This is a genomic window from Ruegeria sp. HKCCD6426 (assembly GCF_057221115.1).
The window spans coordinates 74241-94106 of sequence record NZ_JBWVBF010000009.1; the positions used below are offsets into that span (position 1 = coordinate 74241).

Here is a 19866-nt window from a genome sequence, read left to right on the forward strand (position 1 = left end):
GGGCCCGCCTGCGTCTGAATTAGCGCAAAAAAGTCGACATTTAGTACAAGCTTGTGAATGTCGATTCGATTAACTCAGTCTGAAACGATCATCAGCTGGGTCTGTCCCGCGGTCCAAAAGACACAACATGAATAGGGATCTTTCTAATCATCAGAACGATGAAGGAGTACATGCGCTAACAACTTTGCAAGGCGTGTCTCCAGCATTCCGAAACTTATGTGGCAGTATACTCGAGAAATAGTATGCGTCTCCGGGGCCTAGCACCCTGGACTGGCCATCTACCGTCACTTCAAGACGGCCTTCAATCACAACCGCACATTCCTCCCCATCGTGCGACAGTTCAGCTCGGCCCGAGTCAGCGCCGACATCGTACTCCTCAATCAGCATCTGCAGCTTTCGGTTTCTACGCTCTCCTGCAACCAACAAATAGGAAACACCGGGCGATCCCAAATCTCGCATGCTGCTTTGAGGGAAATAGAAGCTGTCCTCGTTCTTCAGCTCGAAGCTGAAAAAGAATCCAAGATTGATATCAACGCCCGCGAGAATCTTCTTGAGCAACGCTACAGAAGGTTGGGTCGAACCGCTTTCAATTTGAGAAATCGTCCCGCTACCTACTCCAGCGCGCTTGGCCATTTCGCGCTGGCTGAGGCCCTTTGAGGTTCGAATCAATCTTAGTCGTCGAGCAGTTTCCAGGTCAGATGTCGAAGATTCAGCCATCGCGATTTCCTGCTTTTGATCGAAAGCACTTTAGGCGGGCACTGTCTGTTTTTCAACAACTTACAGATTCCCATAAAGCCGGGTGTGCGGAGAGCGTGAACTCTGCAAGTATCTTACATCAAATGAAAATCTGCTTCACGAGGAATAGACGTGCTCGATCAACCCAACACAATGTCATCGTTTTGGATGCCGTTTTCGGCCAATCGTGATTTCCTTCGCGAACCCCGAATGATCCAGTCGGCCGAAGGGATGTACTACGCCAGTTCCGATGGCCGTAAGGTCATGGATGGTACCGCTGGGCTATGGTGCGTCAACGCAGGTCACCGTGATCCGCTGATCGTTGAAGCGGTGCAGAAACAGGTGCACGAATTGGATTATGCACCGAACTTCCAATTCTCCCACCCTCAGGCGTTTGAGTTGTCGGCAAAGCTGACCGCGATGATGCCTGAGGGAATGAACCACGCTTTCTTCACCAACTCAGGATCCGAGTCCGTTGATACGGCGCTCAAGATAGCGCTGCATTACCACCGGATGCGCGGCGATGGAGCGCGCACCCGCCTGATCGGGCGCGAGCGCGGGTATCATGGCACAGGGTTTGGTGGCATCTCGGTTGGCGGTATCGTCAAGAATCGCATGCATTTCGGCACGCTTCTGACTGGCGTTGATCACCTGCGTCACACACATGATCTGGAGAAAAACGCATTCTCACGCGGTTGCCCGGAATACGGTGCGGAACTGGCGGATGATCTGGAACGACTGGTTGCGCTTCACGATGCGTCGACGATTGCAGCCGTGATCGTTGAGCCGATGGCCGGGTCTACAGGTGTTCTCCTGCCGCCAAAAGGATATCTGAAGCGGCTACGAGAAATCTGCGACCGCCATGGCATTCTGCTGATTTTCGACGAGGTCATCACCGCCTTTGGTCGTTTGGGGGCCGCGACTGCATCGGAGTATTTCGATGTGAAGCCCGACATCATCACCACCGCCAAAGGCCTGACCAACGGCGTTATTCCGATGGGTGCCGTGATCGTTTCTGACAAAATCTATGCATCGGCTATGGAAAACGCCGATGCGCCGATTGAACTGTTCCATGGCTACACCTATTCCGCCAACCCGGTATCTTGTGCCGCAGCGCTGGCGACTCTGGAAAGCTACAAACAGAATGATTTGTTCCGCCGCGCCGCGCTGCTTTCTCAGCCTTGGGAAGATCAGCTTCACAGCCTCAAAGGCCTGCCGAATGTCATTGATATTCGCAATCTGGGCCTTGTCGGAGCTATCGAACTCGCGCCACGTGACGGCGCTCCGGGCGCGCGGGGCTATGACGCCATGAAGCGCGCCTGGGACGCTGGAATCATGATCCGTGTCACTGGCGACATCATTGCCCTGTCGCCACCGCTGATCATCTCTGAACCTGAGATAGCGACCCTCTGTCAAACGCTTGGAGAGGTATTGGCTGACCTGCCATGACCTCTGACCACTAACCCCAAAAAGGACTGACATCATGAAAGATGCATCCCCGATCGCTTTGATCGGCCACTACATTAATGGCCAAATCACAGTTACATCCGGCGAGAAAACCCAGCCAGTTTTCAACCCGGCAACCGGAGCGCAAACCGGCGAGGTGTCGCTGGCGACTGTACAGACAGTAAACGATGCGGTGACCGCTGCCAAAGCCGCGTTCCCCAAGTGGTCAAATACCCCACCGATCCGCCGCGCACGTCTGATGAACAACTTCCTGGCCTTGGTGCGCGAACATAAGGACGAGTTGGCCCGCGCCATCACGGTCGAGCACGGCAAGGTGTTCACCGACGCCCAAGGCGAAGTTGAGCGCGGTATTGATATCATCGAGTTTGCCTGCGGTATTCCGCAACTCCTCAAAGGCGATTACACGGAGCAAGTCTCCACCGGAATGGACAACTGGACCACGCGTCAGGCGTTGGGTGTTGTCGCTGGGATCACTCCCTTCAACTTCCCGGTCATGGTGCCGATGTGGATGTTCCCGATCGCCATCGCCGCAGGCAATACCTTTATCCTGAAGCCGTCGCCGACCGATCCCTCAGCCGCCCTGCTGTACGCGGATCTGATGCAGAAGGCCGGTTTTCCAGACGGTGTGTTCAACGTCGTTCAGGGTGACAAGGTCGCCGTGGATGCGCTGTTGGAGAACGACGACGTCAAAGCCATTTCCTTCGTCGGCTCGACGCCGATTGCCAACTACATCTACGAAGTCGGTGCGCGGCACGGTAAGCGCGTTCAGGCGCTGGGTGGCGCAAAGAACCACATGCTGGTGATGCCGGACGCCGACATGAACAAGGCAGCCGACGCACTGATCGGCGCGGCCTATGGCTCGGCCGGAGAGCGCTGCATGGCGATCTCGGTTGCCCTGCTGGTCGGCGATGCCGCTGACAAGCTGATGCCGGTCCTGAAAGAACGCGCCGAAACCTTGAAGGTCAAAAACGGTCTTGAGCTGGACGCCGAGATGGGCCCGATTGTCACCGCCGCCGCGCGGGACCGGATCAAGGGGTACATCGACTCTGGCGTCGAGGAAGGTGCGGACCTTCTGGTCGATGGCCGCGACTATACCGTCGAAGGCCACGAGGAAGGCTATTTCCTTGGCGGCACCCTGTTCGACAACGTCACCCCCGACATGAAGATCTACAAGGAAGAGATCTTCGGCCCGGTTCTGTCCTGCGTCCGCGTCTCGAGTTTCGCGGAAGGCCTGCAACTGATCAACGACCACGAGTTCGGCAACGGCGTGTCGCTGTTCACCCGCGACGGCAATGTAGCGCGTGAGTTCGGCAAGCAGGTTCAGGTCGGCATGGTCGGCGTCAATGTTCCGATCCCGGTTCCAATGGCCTGGCACGGCTTTGGCGGCTGGAAGAAGAGCCTGTTCGGAGACATGCACGCCTACGGCGAAGAGGGTGTGCGTTTCTACACCAAGCAGAAATCCATCATGCAGCGCTGGCCTGAAAGCATCTCCGAAGGTGCCGAGTTCGTCATGCCAACGGCAAAATGATCATCCGATCCAAGGAGTGAAGAACATGTTCATTGGTGTTCCCAAGGAAATCAAGAACCATGAATATCGGGTCGGCCTGACCCCCGAAAGCGTTGCGGAACTGGTTTCACATGGCCACAACGTCATCGTTGAAACCAATGCCGGGTCTGGCATTGGCGCAGATGACGACGCCTATCGTGCGGCGGGCGCCGAGATTGCGGAAACTGCGGCCGATATCTTTGCCAATGCAGAGATGATCGTGAAGGTGAAGGAACCTCAGGCCGTTGAGCGCGCCATGCTGCGCGAAGGCCAGATCCTTTATACCTATTTACATCTGGCTCCCGATCCAGAGCAGACCAAAGATCTGGTCAATTCGGGCGCGGTCTGCATCGCCTATGAGACCGTCACCGACGACAATGGCGGTCTGCCCCTGCTAAAACCGATGAGCCAGGTTGCCGGTCGCATGTCGATCCAGGCCGGGGCCAGCGCGTTGGAAAAGGCCAAAGGTGGTCTGGGCGTATTGCTGGGCGGCGTGCCCGGCGTGAAGCCGGGCAAAGTTGTTGTCATCGGCGGTGGCGTCGTTGGTTTCAACGCGGCTCAGATGGCTGTCGGCCTGCACGCGGACGTGACCATTCTGGACCGTAACCCTGCGGTTCTGGAGAAGCTGGAAAACCATTTCGAGGCCTCGGCCAAGGTTGTCTATTCGACCAAAGCTGCACTGGAGGAAGAAGTCACCAATGCGGATCTGGTTGTTGGCGCGGTTCTGATCCCGGGCGCTGCTGCGCCCAAGCTGGTCTCGCGCGAGTTGATCTCGAAAATGAAACCCGGTGCGGTCGTCGTGGACGTGGCGATCGATCAGGGCGGCTGCTTTGAAACATCCAAAGCCACCACTCACGCAGAGCCCACCTACGTTGTCGACGATGTTGTTCATTACTGTGTCGCCAACATGCCGGGCGCAGTCGCCCGTACATCAACCTATGCGCTCAATAACGTCACGCTGCCGCACGCTCTGGCTATTGCCAACAATGGGTGGAAGCAAGCGCTCGCAGACAATCGTCACCTGATGAACGGCCTGAACGTGGCTCACGGGAAGGTGACGTACAAGGCTGTGGCCGATGATCTTGGATACGAGTTCATCGCCCCGGAACTTTGCTGAATTGAAGCAAAGAAATGTCCCGCCGTGCGTAATGCGGCGGGACCCCCACCACTGAGGAGGAAACCTTTATGATTACGAAGATTAACCGCCGCGCTCTCGGCGCGATGGGTGGCGCGGCTTTGCTTGCTGCAACCACACTCTCAACGACCGCTGCAGCGGAAGACATGACACTGCGCTTTGCTGGCGTGTTCCCGATCGATCACCAAGGCACAAAAATGATGGAACAGGTCGCAGCGGATGTTGCAGCTGCGGATGTTGGACTGACGGTAGAAGTCTTTCCGGCAAACCAGTTGGGTTCTGGTGAAGCTCTGTTCGAAGATGTTGCACGCGGCAATATCGACCTGGCATCAGCGTTCATCTATGCCGACACCGATCCGCGCCTGGAATTCCTGTCAATGCCGTTCCTGCTAGGCGGCTGGGATGACATGGAAAGCACGCTTCTCAACATGGATTCCGAGTTCAACACCATCCTTCAGGAGATCACGGACGAATACGGCGTCCGCGTCATGGCGCAGAATCCTGAAGGGTTCATCGGCATCGTTTCGTCGCAAGAGCCCGAGAACTGGAATACTTTTGACGACAAAGGCATGAACATTCGCGTCTGGTCTTCCAGCGTCGTGAAGTCGATGGTCGAAGAACTGGGTTACCAGGCGACCACCATGGCATGGGGCGACATCTTCCCCGCACTTCAGGCCGGCATTGTCGATGGGGCAATCTGCTGCACCAAGACCGCGACCTACTCGATCTTCGCCAAGTCGGATGTTGGCACCCATTTTGTCGAGTACAACTCGATCTCGGAACTGACAACGTTCTATGCGTCGCAGCGGACACTCGACAAGTTGAACGACGAACAGCGTGCCGCGTTGCAGGCCGCAATGACCAAGGCGTCCGAGGACTTCTTTGCCTACAACCGTGAGAACGACGAAGTATTCGGTCAGAAACTGCTCGACAAAGGCTACACCATCCTGCGCCTGAGCGACGAAGAACAGGCTGCAATGGCCACTCATGTTCAAGAAACGGTTTGGCCCGCGATGGCGCAAAATGTCGGTCAGGACATCATTGACCGCCTGCTGGCCGCGAAAGAGCAACAATAAACACCAAGAGAAGGGCCAGCAAAGCAGTTGGCCCTTTTTTGGTCTTTGGCTCAACAAAGGGAGGGAGAAAGATGTCTGCTTCAGAAGCTGAGCATCTACTAATCGTAGAAAGCGCAGAGAAGAAGAGCTCGCAAAAAATCACCGACGAGTTGCCGGTTGTAATTGGGTATCCGTTGAAAGCAGTGGCCTTTGTCATGAGACAGATCGTCATGTTTGCCGGCTTTCTGATGGCCTTCACATTTGGGGCCGTTGTTGTCATCCGGTACGGATTTGGTGGCGATCTCTTCGCCTACGAAGAATGGCTTCTGGGCATCAGCATCATCGGTTTTTTTGCAGGCGCTGTTCTGGCCTCTGCCCGCAACCTGCATATCAACGCGGACATTCTGGGCATTGTGATCCAAAACCCTCGGTTGATCTGGTGGCGCGGCTTTGTCGTCCTGACCGTCGAGGTCCTGGTGATCCTGTTTCTCATGTATGCGTGCTACGTTTCGCTGCTTGATGACTTCTCATTCCCGCGACTGCGCGCAACGCCGGTGCTGCGCATTCCATTTGTGACCTGGCGGATTGCAATCATGATTGCCTTTGGCCTCATGGCAACGTTCACGGCGGCATATTTGTACGTGCATATCCGCAAAGGGCTTGGTCTTCCCTTGAGATCAGAAATGCAAAAAGGAGAAACCCAATGATCATCGGAGGAAGTCTCCTTATTGTCTGCTTTATGCTCCTGTTGGGCGTCAGCGTTTATGTAGCATTCGGATCTGTACTGATTTTCATCGCCCTTGTCGGAGATCAATCCATCACCGGCTACTTGCCCACCGGCTCTACGGGTATCCGCTCACTTGTACTTCTGGCGATCCCACTCTTCATGATCGCCGGTGGCATCATGGAAAAAGGTAAAATCGCGGCCCCTCTTGTCTCGCTGGCTGAAATGTTCATTGGCCATATCAAAGGAGGATTGAGCGCTGCTGGGGTGCTGGCCTGCGGTGTGTTCGGCTCCATTTCCGGTAGTGCAAATGCAACGCTGACCTGTATCGGCGGTATCATGATGCCCCACCTGAAAAAGGCCAACTATCCGGGCGGGCAATCAGCGGCTCTGATCGTGGCGGCAAGTCCACTAGGTCTGTTGATCCCACCGAGTTCGTCGCACATCCTGTATGGCTGGGTGGCGCAACAGCACGTACTTAAGTGCTTCTTGTCCACGGTCATTCCCGCGATCATCCTGATCACACTTCTGATTGTGGTCAATCAGTTCATGCTGCGGAAATATGACGAAATCAACCTAACGGAACGCCCTAAACCGTTTCTGCCGACGTTCGGAGTTCAGGCGCGCTTGGCCGGGCCAGCGCTGATGATGCCACTCATCATTCTGGGTGGGATCTATGGCGGCATCATGACTCCAACCGAGGCCGCCGGGATCGCCGTGGTCTACTCGATCCCGATCGCGATTTACTTCTATCGTGGACTGACGTGGAAAACGCTGGCTCAGACCATCCAGAACTCAGGCGTTACGATTGGCGTGGTCATGGTCATGATTTTCATGGTTCTGATCGTGTCGGATAACTTGATTTCGCAGGGCGCCCCCCAGCTGGCCAAGGATTTGGTCTATTCCGTGTCGGACAACCCAATTGTGATCCTGTTGATGATCAACGTCGTGATGATCCTGATCGGAATGCTGATGGACGACATCTCGGGTCTGCTTCTGGCTACACCAATCTTGCTGCCTATCGCTCAGAGCACTGGCATGGATCCGATCCATTTTGCGGCTGTGATTGGCGTGAACCTGGGGATGGCAAACATTACGCCTCCGACAGCGCCGCTGCTCTATCTTGGCGCTCAGGTCTGCGATGAGCCGGTTTCGCGCATGCTGTGGCCGACTTTGATCTTCATAGTGTTTGCCTGGCTTCCGACGCTGATGCTGACGACTTTTGTCCCAGAGTTGGCTCTCTTCCTGCCTGATCTCCTGCTCAGCCGGTAGTGGCAAGAAAGCGCAAAAGCTCAAGACGAAATAGCACGCACCCCAACCTTACGGCTGGGGTGCCTGAGCGCCCTCCTAAAGATGAAGTGGGAGAGGCCAGTTCGCAGAAGAAAACTGAAAACCTAAATACGGAGGTTTAAAATGTACAAAAATATTCTAGTCGCGCTGTCTCTGGAGCATGGCATCAGTGAACACGCGCTTGCGGCGGCACATGCCCTTGTATCCGAAGGTGGAAAAATCACTGCCGCGCATATCCATGAGCCCCCAAATAGACAGATAATGTACTATATGGATGAAGGGATCGCAGAAAAATCGCTCCAAAAAGCAAAGGCGCGCTTGGCCGAGCGCCTAACAAGTGAGACCGACGTGTCGTCTATCCTGCTCGAGAGCCAATCGGCAGGTCGCGCAATCACCGAATACGCCAACAAACATGGCATCGACTGTATCGTCCTCGCTTCACATAAACCTGGGATGAAAGAGTTCTTTTTGGGTTCCACGGCTGCTCTCGTTGTTCGCCATGCTCAGTGTTCGGTGCATGTACTACGTCTGTGACGCTGGCACCCGCAACATGTTAGCAACTTTGCCCTGTGAAATCTGCGGTGATAAGCACGTCTCACGGCGACCTAGGTCTAATTTTGGCGTACCTTAAAGAGTTTCACTTTGCGGCATTTGAGAGGTAGGGCTCACAGCCGACCTCGGCGGCAACGCGGCATCCTGTGATATCCTCTTTCGTCAACGTCGGGTTGTCGTTGTGGGCGGGCATGGCGGATCGGAGGATCAGTTATGGAAACACCAAACTTACTTGCCATTCGCGCGCTTCGCCCAGCTTGGAATAAGGGACGCATCGTCGGTCAGAAACGGCTGTTAAAACCCAAACACGTCTGGGCAATTCGAGTAAGATTAGAGCTCGCAGAAAACCATCGCGACCTCGCTCTCTTCAATATGGCCGTCGACAGTAAGTTGCGCGGCTGTGACTTGGTGAATATGAAAGTCATTGACATCGTGGCTTCTGGTCAGACAAAGAGCGGGCTTCGGTGCTGCAAAACAAAACTCAGAAACCGGTCCGCTTCAAGATTTCTGAAGGAACTCGGAGCTCAGTCGAGAGGTGGATGGAAGACGAGCTCCTGGTCGGGTCTGAGTACCTTTGGCGAGGGCGTTTTCATGAGCGCTTACACATTTCAACGCGCCAGTATGCTCGGATCGTACGTGATTGGGTCACGTCTATAGGTTTGGAAGCAAGCGCTTATGGCACACATTCAATGCGGCGGACCAAGGTCACCCAAGTTTACAAAAAGACGAGCAATCTGCGCGCGGTGCAGCTCTTACTCGAGCACACAAAGATGGACAGTACCGTTCGGTATCTCGGTGTTGAGCTTGAGGATGCACTTGCCATAGCAGAGGCAATTGAAATCTGAATACTACGGGCCGCTTTCGTTGGCGGCCCATTGCGGTCATCCGTAGGAGAGATTCAATGCCGCGGTGCGGCCCGTCAGAGGAGACATTCGCCGCGTGTGCAAAATCCCAGAAGCGACGAGTTTACAGTTCGCGGACCTTGCCGACATTCGCTGGGCCTGCAATCTGTTGGGCAAGGCAAGAGAGGCCACCAAGCAGACCTTCGCTGCTAGCGCATCACTAGGCCTCAGTGACGGCGGCAATGCACCGGAAGCGGACTTTATTAATCAGAGATGCAGTGTTTTGGAGCCATGGACGTAGCTATGCGGACTAAGCGAACCTAGACTTCCACCTTTGCTCGTATACGTGCGACACCTGCTCCACGGAGTGGAGATACTCTCCCGGAGCGTACTGCAGATCAATGCCAAAGAGGAATATTGCAGCTTCCCACAGGTCAGCTTTGTCTTTCTCTGGTTCAAACTCTAAGTCTCCTAAGTCGTTGGCGTTCATGACTGAACAGCCCCATCTGTCGGCATCTTCCAACGAACAACTGCCGCTGATCACACACTCATAGATTTCAGATATAGTTTTCCAGCTCAACAACATCGATTCTGTGCTCATATCGAATTTGCCTCGATCTTAGCGCCTTTGGCTGCGTCAGCTAGGGGCTCGATGCTGACATCGGAGAGAAACGCAGCACCTGTTGGTTAGAACCGCCTAGCTACGATGAGGACGGCCCATTCCGGACCTTCGCCCCACTGTCAAGATTCTGCGGTCGCAGCCCGCTTTCCCGACATTCGCCGCGAGTGCACGGTTTTGTCGTCAGCGAACTCAGATCGCGGACAAACCAGGCTAATGCGATTGGACAAGGCATGTCCGCTTAGCGCCTGGTCTCCGACCTTGGCGTCAGGATGTCTGAAAGCGCGCTTGACCTATACTTTGCGCTCATATTTCCCAAGGAGGCTTTGCGCCAATCTCAGCGACCAGAAAGTCCATGAACACCCGCACTTTGGGGGACAGTACGTTGGACTTGGGATATATCAGCCACAAGACATTGTCTTCACTGGCCTCAAAGTTTGGAAGAACCCGTATCAAACGGCCTGACTTCAGTTGGTCATGCACACTCCACAGAGCGTTCAAGGAAATACCGGCCCCGGCTAGTGTGGCGCGGACCTGGCATTGACCGTCATCGATAATCAATTGACCTTTGGCTGATGCGGGATCGAAAATGGCGTTCTCGCCTGCCGGTCCTGTAAGTGGCCGCGGTTGGCGGTCTTGAAAAGCGATCAGATGGTGGTTTGTCAAATCGGCTGGTGTATCGGGAACACCGTGCGTGTCGAAGTAGTGTGGCGCGGCACAAAGAATACGCTGGTCATCAGCCAGTTTGCGGCCCTTCAGGCTGGTGTCGACAAGTGGCGCGTTCCTAAGTGCTAAATCATAGCTTCCTTCGATCAAGTCGAACTGCACATCCGACAGGCGCAAATCAAGGGTGAGGTCGGGGTGCTGTTCAAGGAACTTAGGCAAGATTGGCGCGATGTAGAGCTGTGCAAAACTGCTTGGCGCAGCGAAACGCAACGTGCCCTTGATGGTTGTTCTCTGCTTGCCTAGTGCAGCAAGTGCGGCCTCTTCCTGCGCGATGATCTCGCGGGCGAAGGGCAGGAAATCGGCACCCTCGAGCGACAGCGACACTTTTCGCGTCGTGCGGTGCAGAAGCTCGGACCCCAGGCTCTGTTCCAACTTTGCGAGTTTTGCGCTGGAAACGGCTGGGGCCATGCCCAACGCGCGCCCCGCAGCACTGATGTTCAGCATTTCTGCCGCCTTTACAAACAATCGGAGCGCGTCTGTGTCGAGACCCATTATATTCAAAACCCGAATTATTAATCCGCAAGTCGGCAGTTTATCTGCAATTTCGTCAGCGTTAAATCCTTTTCATGGACGCAACAGAGCTTAGGCGGGAGGCGCTAATGACACGAACAGCCACAGTCAACTACCACGTTCACAAGCCCTATCGGCAAGCCTTTGAACTAGATGCAGGTGGGATTGCGGGAAACCTGATTTCCCCCGAGCTGGCACCGACATCTGTTGCGTTGGCTGACAACCGCGCGACGACTACTTCAGTCTCATTTGCGTCTGATGCCATTGAATTTACGCCACTGAAAACGCAGGTCCGAAACTTTGTGGGAAGCGTCTGGCAACCAATATACGATGCGGAGCTGACGGCGATGCTTGTGGAGAAGCTGGGTGCGCGAGAGGTTGTAGTTTTTGATCACACAGTTCGCATGGACGACCCCGATGCAACGCGCGCACCCGCGCGTAATGTCCACAGTGACTACAGCAAGGGCGGAGCCGAACAGCGCCTTACCGATCTGCTGGGAGCCGAGGCCGCAGCGGAATGGGCGCAAGGTCACTATGCTTTTGTTAATGTGTGGCGGCCTGTGGATCACCCTATCAATTCAGCGCCACTTGGCTTTGTTCGCCCGTCATCGGTTGACCCCTCTGACTGGATTCTACTGGACCTGATCTATCCCGACCGCAAGGGACAAATCATGGGGCTGGTGGGAAATCCCGACCATAAGTGGGTCTATCAGTCCAAAATGACGCCGGGTGAAGTGGCGATCTTCAATATCTATGACAATCAAGGACTACCGTCGATTGCGCACAGCGCGCTCGATATGGTCGAGGATCCAAACGTCACTACCATTCGCAAAAGCATCGAGAGCCGCACTTTGGTGCGTTATTAAAGGGGGCCTGAGACATGTTGGATGAAATGCAGCCTACTGATTTTGCCCAAATCAATTTGGCCTACAACCGGGTGTTTCGCCCTGGGCGGCTGAGCGTTGGCCTTGTGTTGCCGCTCGAAGCATACGCAGTCGGTACAGAGCCGACGCTGCGTGGTCATCTGGAAGCGGCTCGGAGAGCAGAAGATCTCGGGTTTGCAGCACTATGGCTGCGCGACGTACCCTTCATTGTTCCAAGCTTCGGTGACCCCGGGCAAGTTTTCGATCCATTTGTCTATCTGGGCGCACTGGCAACGGCGACGGATCGGATTGCGCTTGGAACATCGAGTGTGATCCTGCCATTGCGTCACCCCGCACATGTCGCCAAGGCCGCATCGACCGCAGATGTGCTCTCGGGTGGGCGGCTACTGTTGGGCATTGCTTCCGGTGACCGTCCCGAGGAGTACCCTGCGATGAACCAGAGGTATGATGACCGTGGGGCACGTTTCCGCGATAGCTTGGAATACATCCGCGCGGTTGGATCTGACTATCCCACGCATGAAAGCGGGCATGGCGCGCTGTCTGGCGGAATTGACCTATTGCCAAAGCCGCAAGGTACCCGTCTACCGATGCTCATTACCGGCGGTAGCCAGCAAACACCCGATTGGGTGGCGCAGAACGGAGACGGTTGGATGACCTATCCGCGCAATGCAGCGGCTCAGGGGCAGGTCATCGCGGACTACCGGAGGCGTGTGAAGGCAGCGGGCCAACCAGATAAGCCTGTCATGCAATCGCTTTATGTCGATGTCGTTGCCGATCCCGCCGCGCCTCCGCGCCCGATCCACCTTGGCTTTCAGTCTGGCACTGATTTTATTCGAAGCTATCTAAGTGAAATAAAAACGCTCGGGGTCAATCACGTCGCACTGAACCTAAGGTTCAATCAAGCACACATCGACGAAACCCTCGAACAATTGGCAGAAACTTTGCTGCCTGACTTTTCCTAAAGGATTAAACCAATGACCAAGACTATTCTTATCACAGGATCAACCGACGGCATTGGCTTGCTCACGGCAAAAAAACTGGCAGCCGACGGCCACAAGGTGCTCTTGCATGGTCGAAGTGCGCCCAAACTGGAGGCTGCAACGGCCGCAGTCGGCGGTGATGTCGAATCTTATGCTGCTGATCTGAGCGATCTGAATGCGGTGCAAGAACTGGCCGAAAGTGTACTGGCCAAACATGACAAACTGGATGTGTTGATCAACAACGCAGGTGTGCTGAAAGCCCCTCAAACCGTTCTTGCGAATGGGCAGGACATCCGCTTTGTCGTGAACACGCTTGCGCCATATCTGCTGACCGAATTGCTACTTCCCATCATTCCCGCTGACGGACGCGTCGTGAACCTTTCATCGGCGGCACAGGCCCCGGTAAACATCAAGGCCATGCAAGGCAATGTCCCGCTGGCTGATATGGAAGCCTACGCACAAAGCAAGCTGGCAATCACCATCTGGACCCGGGAATGGGCCAAATCGCTATCCGATGCGCCGGTCATGCTCGCTGTGAATCCGGGATCACTTTTGGCCTCAAAGATGGTGAAAGAAGGCTTTGGCTTAGCTGGGAACGACATGAACATAGGCGCTGATATCCTGATTGATGCGGCCCTGGGCGAGCGGTTCGCTGATGCTTCGGGAGCCTATTTTGACAATGACAGCGGGACGTTCTCAGATCCGCACGCGGCGGCACTCGACAATGGCCACGCTGCCGGCGTCATGAACACCATCAGAGGTTTGATTAACCAGACCAACTGACCCGCGCGGCGCTAAAGCGCCACGCACTTCCACCTTTAACACTCCCTTACCCCTCGAGCATGCCGCGTCGAGGCCCAAGAAAGGACTGCCTGATGAAATACGAGAACTTTCAATCCTTTGACGTAGCCGTTGGAAACGGCATCGCCACAGTGACTTTCAACTTTGGCTCCGTGAACGTGCAAGGTCAGGAAATGCTGGCCGACCTCAACAGTCTGGCCATGCGGCTGGAACGCGATCGCGACACCAAGGTAGTGATCTTTCAATCCGCCAACCCGGAAATCTGGGTCTGCCACTACGACACCGAACTGCTGAAGGACATGTCGACTGAGGCGGTATCCCGTGAGGAGGCGCAGCTTTTAGATCTGCAGTCGGTTTGCGAGCGGATCAGCAAGGTGCCGCAGGCCACCATAGCAAAACTGGAAGGGTTTGCACGCGGTGGCGGGCATGAGTTGGCCTTGGCGCTCGATATGCGGTTTGCTGCGCGGGGAAAGTACAAGTTCATGCAGATGGAGGTCGGAATGGGCATCCTGCCCTGCGGTGGCGGCGCCTCGCGCATGGCGCGTCAGACCGGCCTTGGCAAAGCGCTTGAAATCATTCTGAGCGCGCAAGACTATGACGCAGATGATGCAGAGCGTTTGGGTACCATCAACAAGGCTTTGGAGCCGGATGAAATTGGCCCGTATGTGACCGCGCTGGCCGAGCGGATAGCACAATTTCCGGCAGAGTCGATCAATGCTTGTAAGCAGATGGTCTATGAATCCATCGACAAACCCATTGATGAGGCGCTGAAGGCCGAAGCCTATTGGCTTTATCAGGCCACTAGCAAGACCCCGGCTGTCAAACGTTTCGCCATCGCGGATGAACAGCGCCTGGAACACGACATCGAAAACCAGCGCAAATGGGGCGACCTGGTGATGCAAGTTCAGAACATAAACTGACCCGCGCTCCAACACCATGATCTCGTCAGGCATGCGCTATTGCGATGTGCGCCTGACACTTCGTCAAAAAAAGGAATACCCCAATGAAAGCAATGGTTCTAAAGTCTTTCGGCCCCGACACGCCGTTCGAGCTTGCCGAAATGCCCGACCCGGTCGCAACATCAGGACATGTGGTCGTCAAAGTAGCCGCGACCAGTGTCAATACCGTCGACACTATGATCCGAAGCATGGGCGCAGACTTGCCCCTGTCCCCCACATTGCCCGCTGTGCTTGGCATGGACTTTGCCGGTACGGTCGTCGCAATTGGCGAAGGTGTAACCGATTTTGCTATAGGCGATGAGGTATACGGCTGCGCCGGCGGATTGATGAACCTGCCGGGTGCTCTGGCAGAGTACATCAAGGCGGACGCCCGTCTGATTGCACGCAAACCCAAGACGCTGAGCATGCCAGAAGCCGCAGCGCTGCCTCTCGTCGGCATCACCGCCTACGAAGGGCTGACCCGCGCCGGTGTTGGCGAAGGGCAGACCGTGCTGGTGCAAGGCGGTGCTGGTGGCGTTGGTCATATTGCCATCCAAATCGCCCGTCACTTTGGAGCCAAAGTGTCAGCAACAGGGCGCGGTGCAGATCAGATGGCCATGATCGAGAGCCTCGGGGCGCGTCCACTGGATTTCACAACGCAAAAGGTCCAGGACTATGTGGCTGAGCATACCGCTGGTGTAGGCTTCGACGTGGTTTTCGACAGCGTAGGTGGGCCGAACATGACGAACTCGTTCGAAGCCACCAAGCTCAATGGCCATGTCGCCTCAACGGTCGCGATGGTCGAGATTGATTTGACGCCTGTGCATTTCAAAGGTCTGTCTCTGCACGTCGTCTTCATGTTGATCCCGATGATGCACAATGTCGGACGGCAAAGCCATGGTGACATCCTGAGGATACTGGCCGACATTGTAGATGCGGGCGGGCTTAAACCAATTGTTGACGAGCAAAGGTTTGGTTGGGCCGATGTCAGCGCAGCTCATGCTCACCTGACGAATGGACCTGCGGTCGGAAAAGTCGTTGTGGAGCTGTGATAAGAATCGGCTGGGATTGGTGCGCGCATAATGACCATGCGCACCAACTCAGTTTGAGCTGAAATTGATGCCGTCTATCAGTGCTTAGCTGACTTTCGTGCTAATTGCAGCATAGGTTACTTTGGGCTCGGGGTGGACCTTCGCCAAAACTGGCTGAGCGTCTGCCTTACGGACATTGCTGCCTTTCCGAGTGGTATCTGTGTTATTAGGAAACCACGGTAAGGATGGGAGGCGAAATTAGACTTGCCTCAACCTGGCCCAGCAGAGCTGAGGCTTCGTCACGAAGCCAAAGCAGTCTACCGTCTTCAAGACAAATGTCGGCGACTTCCTCAATAGTTATCTTGCAAATTGGGACGGGATCGGTCAGGCCGGCGATTAAATCTCTGACCTGTTTTTCGGAAAGGTCGCCATTACCATACCGCATCATGACAAAACCTGCTGACAAGTCATGTGCCCATTGGGGTAGAAGTATTTGGGCATCAAGGAAGGCCTTATGGAATATTAGTTCGATCTCGCCCGAGCGCTCAACCACGACGAAATCCATGAGCCACGAGTCAGGGTCCTTGGACCGCATCAACACCTTAGTCGCCCAGTTCGAAAAATCTTTCTCTGTCCAATAGCCGCTATCATTTAGCGCACACAAAACGCAGAGAAGATCCACGTTTGTCGAGATAGTCCGGGCAGTTTCTGCTGTCATGAAATTCATCCTAATACGAGAGCCAACGGTCTTGAAGTAGTAATGGAGTACCGGTTGGGCTCAGAGCGGTCATCTGACATATTCAGTAGGACATTGACCCGGTTCTAACAGCCCAAAGCCTGCTGTGCGGACGAAACTGCCATTCAGGTATTTTCTCCCATTACGTGCGGAAAATACTCTCGGTCCCATTCATCTGGGCGAAACAACACCTTTCCCCAAGAAAGAACTTGGTCTGAATCGCGATAAGGGATTTCTGAAACAACACAGTCCCCATCATAACCTTCTGGCGCTATGTGAAAGTGTTCATCATCTCGGTCAAGCGATTGGAGAAGTTCAATTAACTCGTCTCGGCCTGCTTCGTTGAGCCACAATTCGAACTGCCCATTCTTGGTTAAGGATAACGTAGTTCGCGATTTCATAACTTATTTCCAATATTAATAGCGCGGTGTCTCTCGATACAAGATTGTTACCGAGTACAGAAACGAAAAACGACCGGGTAGTCTGGGCCGTTAGCGAGTCAGTTTGGGCTCATTGCCGCCATCAGATACGGTGCAGCAACTTCTCAATCTTCGATTGGGCCGGCAAACGGTCCCGGCCCATAGCTGTCATTCTTCGCACTGGTTATTGCCGCGGCTCAGCTTTACAACACCGGCCATTCGCCGCGGCTGTGCGAACGAGATGGCCGTGAACTCACGCAGTGCGGTACAAAAACTGCCGTTCCTAACTCCGAATGCAATGGATGCGCTCAGTCCGTTTTGTCAATTCGCGGAACTGGCTGCTTAAGCACAGATGCAGTCGCTGATAAAAAGCGTCGCGTTCAAAACTTTGCATCAAAGTTATCGCCAACCGGCCACCGAACCATTCATGCATCGAGGAAATCCCTGATTAGAGTTTCACATCGTCTCCAAACGGGGTCACTGGCCAACAAGTGATGGTTCGCGGTTTCCAGAGTAACAAATTCGGCTCCTCTAATACCGGCAGCTAGCTCCAATCCCTGACTATAGGGGGCCGCTGTGTCATTGCGGGCATGAATTACCAAAGTGGGTGCCGTAACTTTTGGAAGAAGTGGACGGATATCTTCATCCGCCATCGCTTTCATCATGATTTCAGCGTTTTCTTTGGAAATAATTCGGCGCTGCATTTCCGAGAACAATTGCTGAAGATCCGGAGGGGCGTCAGGTATGTACATGTTCGTAAACATCTGACGGATTGCAATATTTTCCTTGTCCCACCAGTGCTTGATCATATCAAGTGCCGCATGCCTGTAGGCAAGGCCACTAGGATCGTCGCGTAACTTCCATCCTTGAGCATATCCCCCAATCAGGATCAGTTTATCCACGCGATCAGGGTATCGTGCTGCATAGGCGACGCTTCGAATGGAACCCTGAGATAAGCCAATCAGGGAAAACTGGTCGAGATTTGCCGCATCAACAACGGCTTCGAAGTCCTCCAACTGCCTCTCAAGCGAGTGATCGCTAACATTCCAATCTGAAAGCCCATTGCCACGCGCATCATATCGAACAAATGAATTGCCGCGTGATAGCAACTGGAACAAGTGTCGCCAGATAGGGCTGTCCCAATCAAATTCCAGGTGGCTCAGCCAGTTGGCTGCCTTGACCAGCGGAGGGCCGGAGCCCGCTGTAGCATACGCGATGCGTGTACCGTCGGAACTATGACAAAATTGAATCTTCTGACTTGTCTGAGTACCGGGCTGTTCGTTTCGAGTTATCGTCTCACCGGTAGCTTCGCACACTTCGTTATAGGCAAAACGAAAACCGCGCCCGTGAAAGGTGCGAATAAACCGTTGCTCGTTTCCACTGTCTCCCAGGGCCCGACGCGCGGCGCTGATCCCGCTGGATATCGCTGCATCTGACACAATGCGCCCGTTCCAGACATAGGCAACAAGCTCATCCCGCGTAACGACATGATCCCGGTTTTCAACAAGATAGATTAGGATTTCCAGAACCTTAGGCTCTATGGATACCGGCGTGCCGCGCACCCGCAATTCAAGCCCGGCGGTATCAAGCGTGAATTCTTCGAAGCTGTAGTTCATGCATAAACCCTAGCTTCATCGGTCTATTTTGTCATCTGATCCGGGGTTTTAAACCGGGGTGCTCAGGTTCGGTTACTCAAAAAGTCATCAATAAGCTGAGCAGCGCGCGGCCATTCATCGTCTGTTTCGGGAAGGATATGGTTGGCACTCTCCAGAGACACAAACCGCGCGCCCGATATACCGGCTGCCAACTCCTGACCTTGCTCATACGGCGCTGCAAGATCGCCTACCGCGTGAATGACCAAAGTTGGCGCCTTAACCCGTTCCAGCAAGCCAGAGATATCGTTATCACAGTCGGAGAACATCATCGCCGCGGCACTCTCTGCCGATGCGGTTTTGCGCTGAAGGTCTGAAAACCAGCGTTGGCTTTCCCACGGAGCATCGGGCATGTAGATACCCGTGAACAGGTCCCTCAGCGCGGTAGTGTCCTTGCCCCACCATAGCGGCAGCGCCTCATGTGCCGACTTACGCAGAACAAAGCCTTCTGTATCACCCCGCGCGCGCCAGCCTTTGACGTAACCGCCAATCAGGATCAGCCGATCCACCTTGTCCGGATATTTGGCGGCAAAGGCCACAGCGGATGTGCACCCCTGACACAGTCCAATCAGTGAAAATCGATCACCGCCCGCCGCTTCGGCGACCGCCTCTAGGTCTTCAACCTGCCGGTCAAAGGAATGGTCGGCGACATCGCGGTCGGACAAGCCATTACCACGGGAGTCGTAACGAACGAGGCGACGGTTTTGCGTCAGTGCAGTGTAGAAATGTCGCCAGACAGGGCTTTCCCAGTCGTGCTCAAGATGCGTCAGCCAGTTTGACGCCTTGACCAGAGTCGATCCATCGCCGGCTTCAGCATAGGCAATGCGCGTACCATCGTTACTGCGGCACATCCTTATCTCTTGCGGCGGTACAGCCTCACGTTCGCGTGCCTCACCCGGAACCTGTGTGACCGGAGCGACAAACCGAACCCCGCGACCGCGTACGGTTTTCAGGAATTTTTGCCCCTGCCCGTCATCCCCAAGCGCGCGACGCGCAGCAGAAAGCGCGCTCGACACCGCCGCGTCCGAGATAGCCCGACCCTCCCATATCTCGGCGACCAACTCGTCTTTGGAAACGACCCGATCATTGTTTGCAATCAGGTAAGACAGCAGGTCAAAAACCTTCGGCTCGACCGGAACCGCCTCGCCATCGGCGGACAATTCCCGTGTCGCTGTGTCTGCGATGAAGTGGTCAAACACATGTTTCATACGGCCACAGTACCGC

General features: G+C 54.8%; 17 protein-coding genes and 1 pseudogene. 13 read left to right on the plus strand and 5 right to left on the minus strand.

All coding sequences use genetic code 11. From position 1 onward, the window contains the following. Positions 1–150: 150 nt before the first annotated feature. Positions 151–717 carry a cupin domain-containing protein gene (locus tag AC2TDA_RS20515; RefSeq protein ID WP_480880630.1) on the minus strand — a complete coding sequence of 189 codons (567 nt, stop codon included), beginning with the start codon at positions 715–717 and terminating at the stop codon, positions 151–153. A 171-nt stretch (positions 718–888) separates the two neighbouring features. Between AC2TDA_RS20515 and aptA the strand changes: the two genes are divergently transcribed. The 8 genes and pseudogenes from aptA (at position 889) to AC2TDA_RS20555 (ending at position 9349) form a co-directional block, all read left to right on the plus strand. After that, complete coding sequence (aptA, locus tag AC2TDA_RS20520) at positions 889–2184, plus strand: omega-aminotransferase AptA (protein ID WP_480850499.1); 1296 nt, start codon at positions 889–891, stop codon at positions 2182–2184. 34 nt (positions 2185–2218) lie between these two features. Continuing rightward, complete coding sequence (locus AC2TDA_RS20525; protein WP_480880631.1) at positions 2219–3730, plus strand: CoA-acylating methylmalonate-semialdehyde dehydrogenase; 1512 nt, start codon at positions 2219–2221, stop codon at positions 3728–3730. 25 nt (positions 3731–3755) lie between these two features. Beyond that, positions 3756–4865 carry an alanine dehydrogenase gene (gene ald, locus AC2TDA_RS20530; RefSeq protein ID WP_480880633.1) on the plus strand — a complete coding sequence of 370 codons (1110 nt, stop codon included), beginning with the start codon at positions 3756–3758 and terminating at the stop codon, positions 4863–4865. Positions 4866–4969: 104 nt separating this feature from the next. Beyond that, positions 4970–5959: a TRAP transporter substrate-binding protein DctP gene (dctP, locus tag AC2TDA_RS20535; RefSeq protein ID WP_480850497.1), complete on the plus strand. Its 990-nt coding sequence runs from the start codon at positions 4970–4972 to the stop codon at positions 5957–5959. A gap of 71 nt (positions 5960–6030) precedes the next feature. Beyond that, positions 6031–6645 (plus strand): TRAP transporter small permease, encoded by a 615-nt coding sequence (locus tag AC2TDA_RS20540; protein ID WP_480850485.1) that lies wholly within the window; start codon positions 6031–6033, stop codon positions 6643–6645. Further along, positions 6642–7934, plus strand: coding sequence for a TRAP transporter large permease (locus tag AC2TDA_RS20545; protein WP_480880634.1), 1293 nt, complete (start codon positions 6642–6644; stop codon positions 7932–7934). The genes AC2TDA_RS20540 and AC2TDA_RS20545 overlap by 4 nt, the downstream gene beginning before the upstream one ends. A gap of 141 nt (positions 7935–8075) precedes the next feature. Continuing rightward, positions 8076–8486, plus strand: a complete 411-nt coding sequence (locus AC2TDA_RS20550; RefSeq protein ID WP_171176310.1) for a universal stress protein — start codon at positions 8076–8078, stop codon at positions 8484–8486. A 231-nt stretch (positions 8487–8717) separates the two neighbouring features. Then, positions 8718–9349: pseudogene (locus AC2TDA_RS20555) on the plus strand (tyrosine-type recombinase/integrase). Between the two features lie 922 nt (positions 9350–10271). Here the strand turns inward: AC2TDA_RS20555 and AC2TDA_RS20560 are convergent. Further along, positions 10272–11183, minus strand: coding sequence for a LysR family transcriptional regulator (locus tag AC2TDA_RS20560; RefSeq protein WP_480880635.1), 912 nt, complete (start codon positions 11181–11183; stop codon positions 10272–10274). A 107-nt stretch (positions 11184–11290) separates the two neighbouring features. Between AC2TDA_RS20560 and AC2TDA_RS20565 the strand changes: the two genes are divergently transcribed. The 5 genes from AC2TDA_RS20565 to AC2TDA_RS20585 all read left to right on the plus strand — a co-directional run bounded on the left by AC2TDA_RS20565 (position 11291) and on the right by AC2TDA_RS20585 (position 15856). Beyond that, complete coding sequence (locus AC2TDA_RS20565) at positions 11291–12067, plus strand: CmcJ/NvfI family oxidoreductase (protein ID WP_480880636.1); 777 nt, start codon at positions 11291–11293, stop codon at positions 12065–12067. A 14-nt stretch (positions 12068–12081) separates the two neighbouring features. Further along, entirely contained in the window at positions 12082–13047 is a 966-nt protein-coding gene (locus AC2TDA_RS20570; protein WP_480880638.1) for an LLM class oxidoreductase, read from the plus strand. Between the two features lie 12 nt (positions 13048–13059). Continuing rightward, on the plus strand, positions 13060–13848 hold the full coding sequence (locus tag AC2TDA_RS20575) for an SDR family NAD(P)-dependent oxidoreductase (protein WP_480850474.1): 789 nt from the start codon (positions 13060–13062) through the stop codon (positions 13846–13848). A 92-nt stretch (positions 13849–13940) separates the two neighbouring features. Further along, the gene (locus tag AC2TDA_RS20580; protein WP_480880640.1) at positions 13941–14786 is read left to right on the plus strand and encodes an enoyl-CoA hydratase/isomerase family protein; all 846 of its coding nucleotides are present in this window, start codon (positions 13941–13943) and stop codon (positions 14784–14786) included. Positions 14787–14869: 83 nt separating this feature from the next. Further along, a complete protein-coding gene (locus tag AC2TDA_RS20585; RefSeq protein WP_480880641.1) occupies positions 14870–15856 on the plus strand; it encodes a zinc-dependent alcohol dehydrogenase family protein in 987 nt (328 codons plus the stop codon). Between the two features lie 205 nt (positions 15857–16061). Here the strand turns inward: AC2TDA_RS20585 and AC2TDA_RS20590 are convergent, their stop codons facing one another. The 3 genes from AC2TDA_RS20590 to AC2TDA_RS20600 all read right to left on the minus strand — a co-directional run bounded on the left by AC2TDA_RS20590 (position 16062) and on the right by AC2TDA_RS20600 (position 19850). After that, positions 16062–16553 (minus strand): hypothetical protein, encoded by a 492-nt coding sequence (locus AC2TDA_RS20590; protein WP_480880642.1) that lies wholly within the window; start codon positions 16551–16553, stop codon positions 16062–16064. A gap of 862 nt (positions 16554–17415) precedes the next feature. After that, positions 17416–18606: an alpha/beta hydrolase gene (locus tag AC2TDA_RS20595; protein WP_480880643.1), complete on the minus strand. Its 1191-nt coding sequence runs from the start codon at positions 18604–18606 to the stop codon at positions 17416–17418. 62 nt (positions 18607–18668) lie between these two features. Next, positions 18669–19850, minus strand: a complete 1182-nt coding sequence (locus AC2TDA_RS20600) for an alpha/beta hydrolase (RefSeq protein ID WP_480880645.1) — start codon at positions 19848–19850, stop codon at positions 18669–18671. Between the last annotated feature and the right edge of the window lie 16 nt (positions 19851–19866).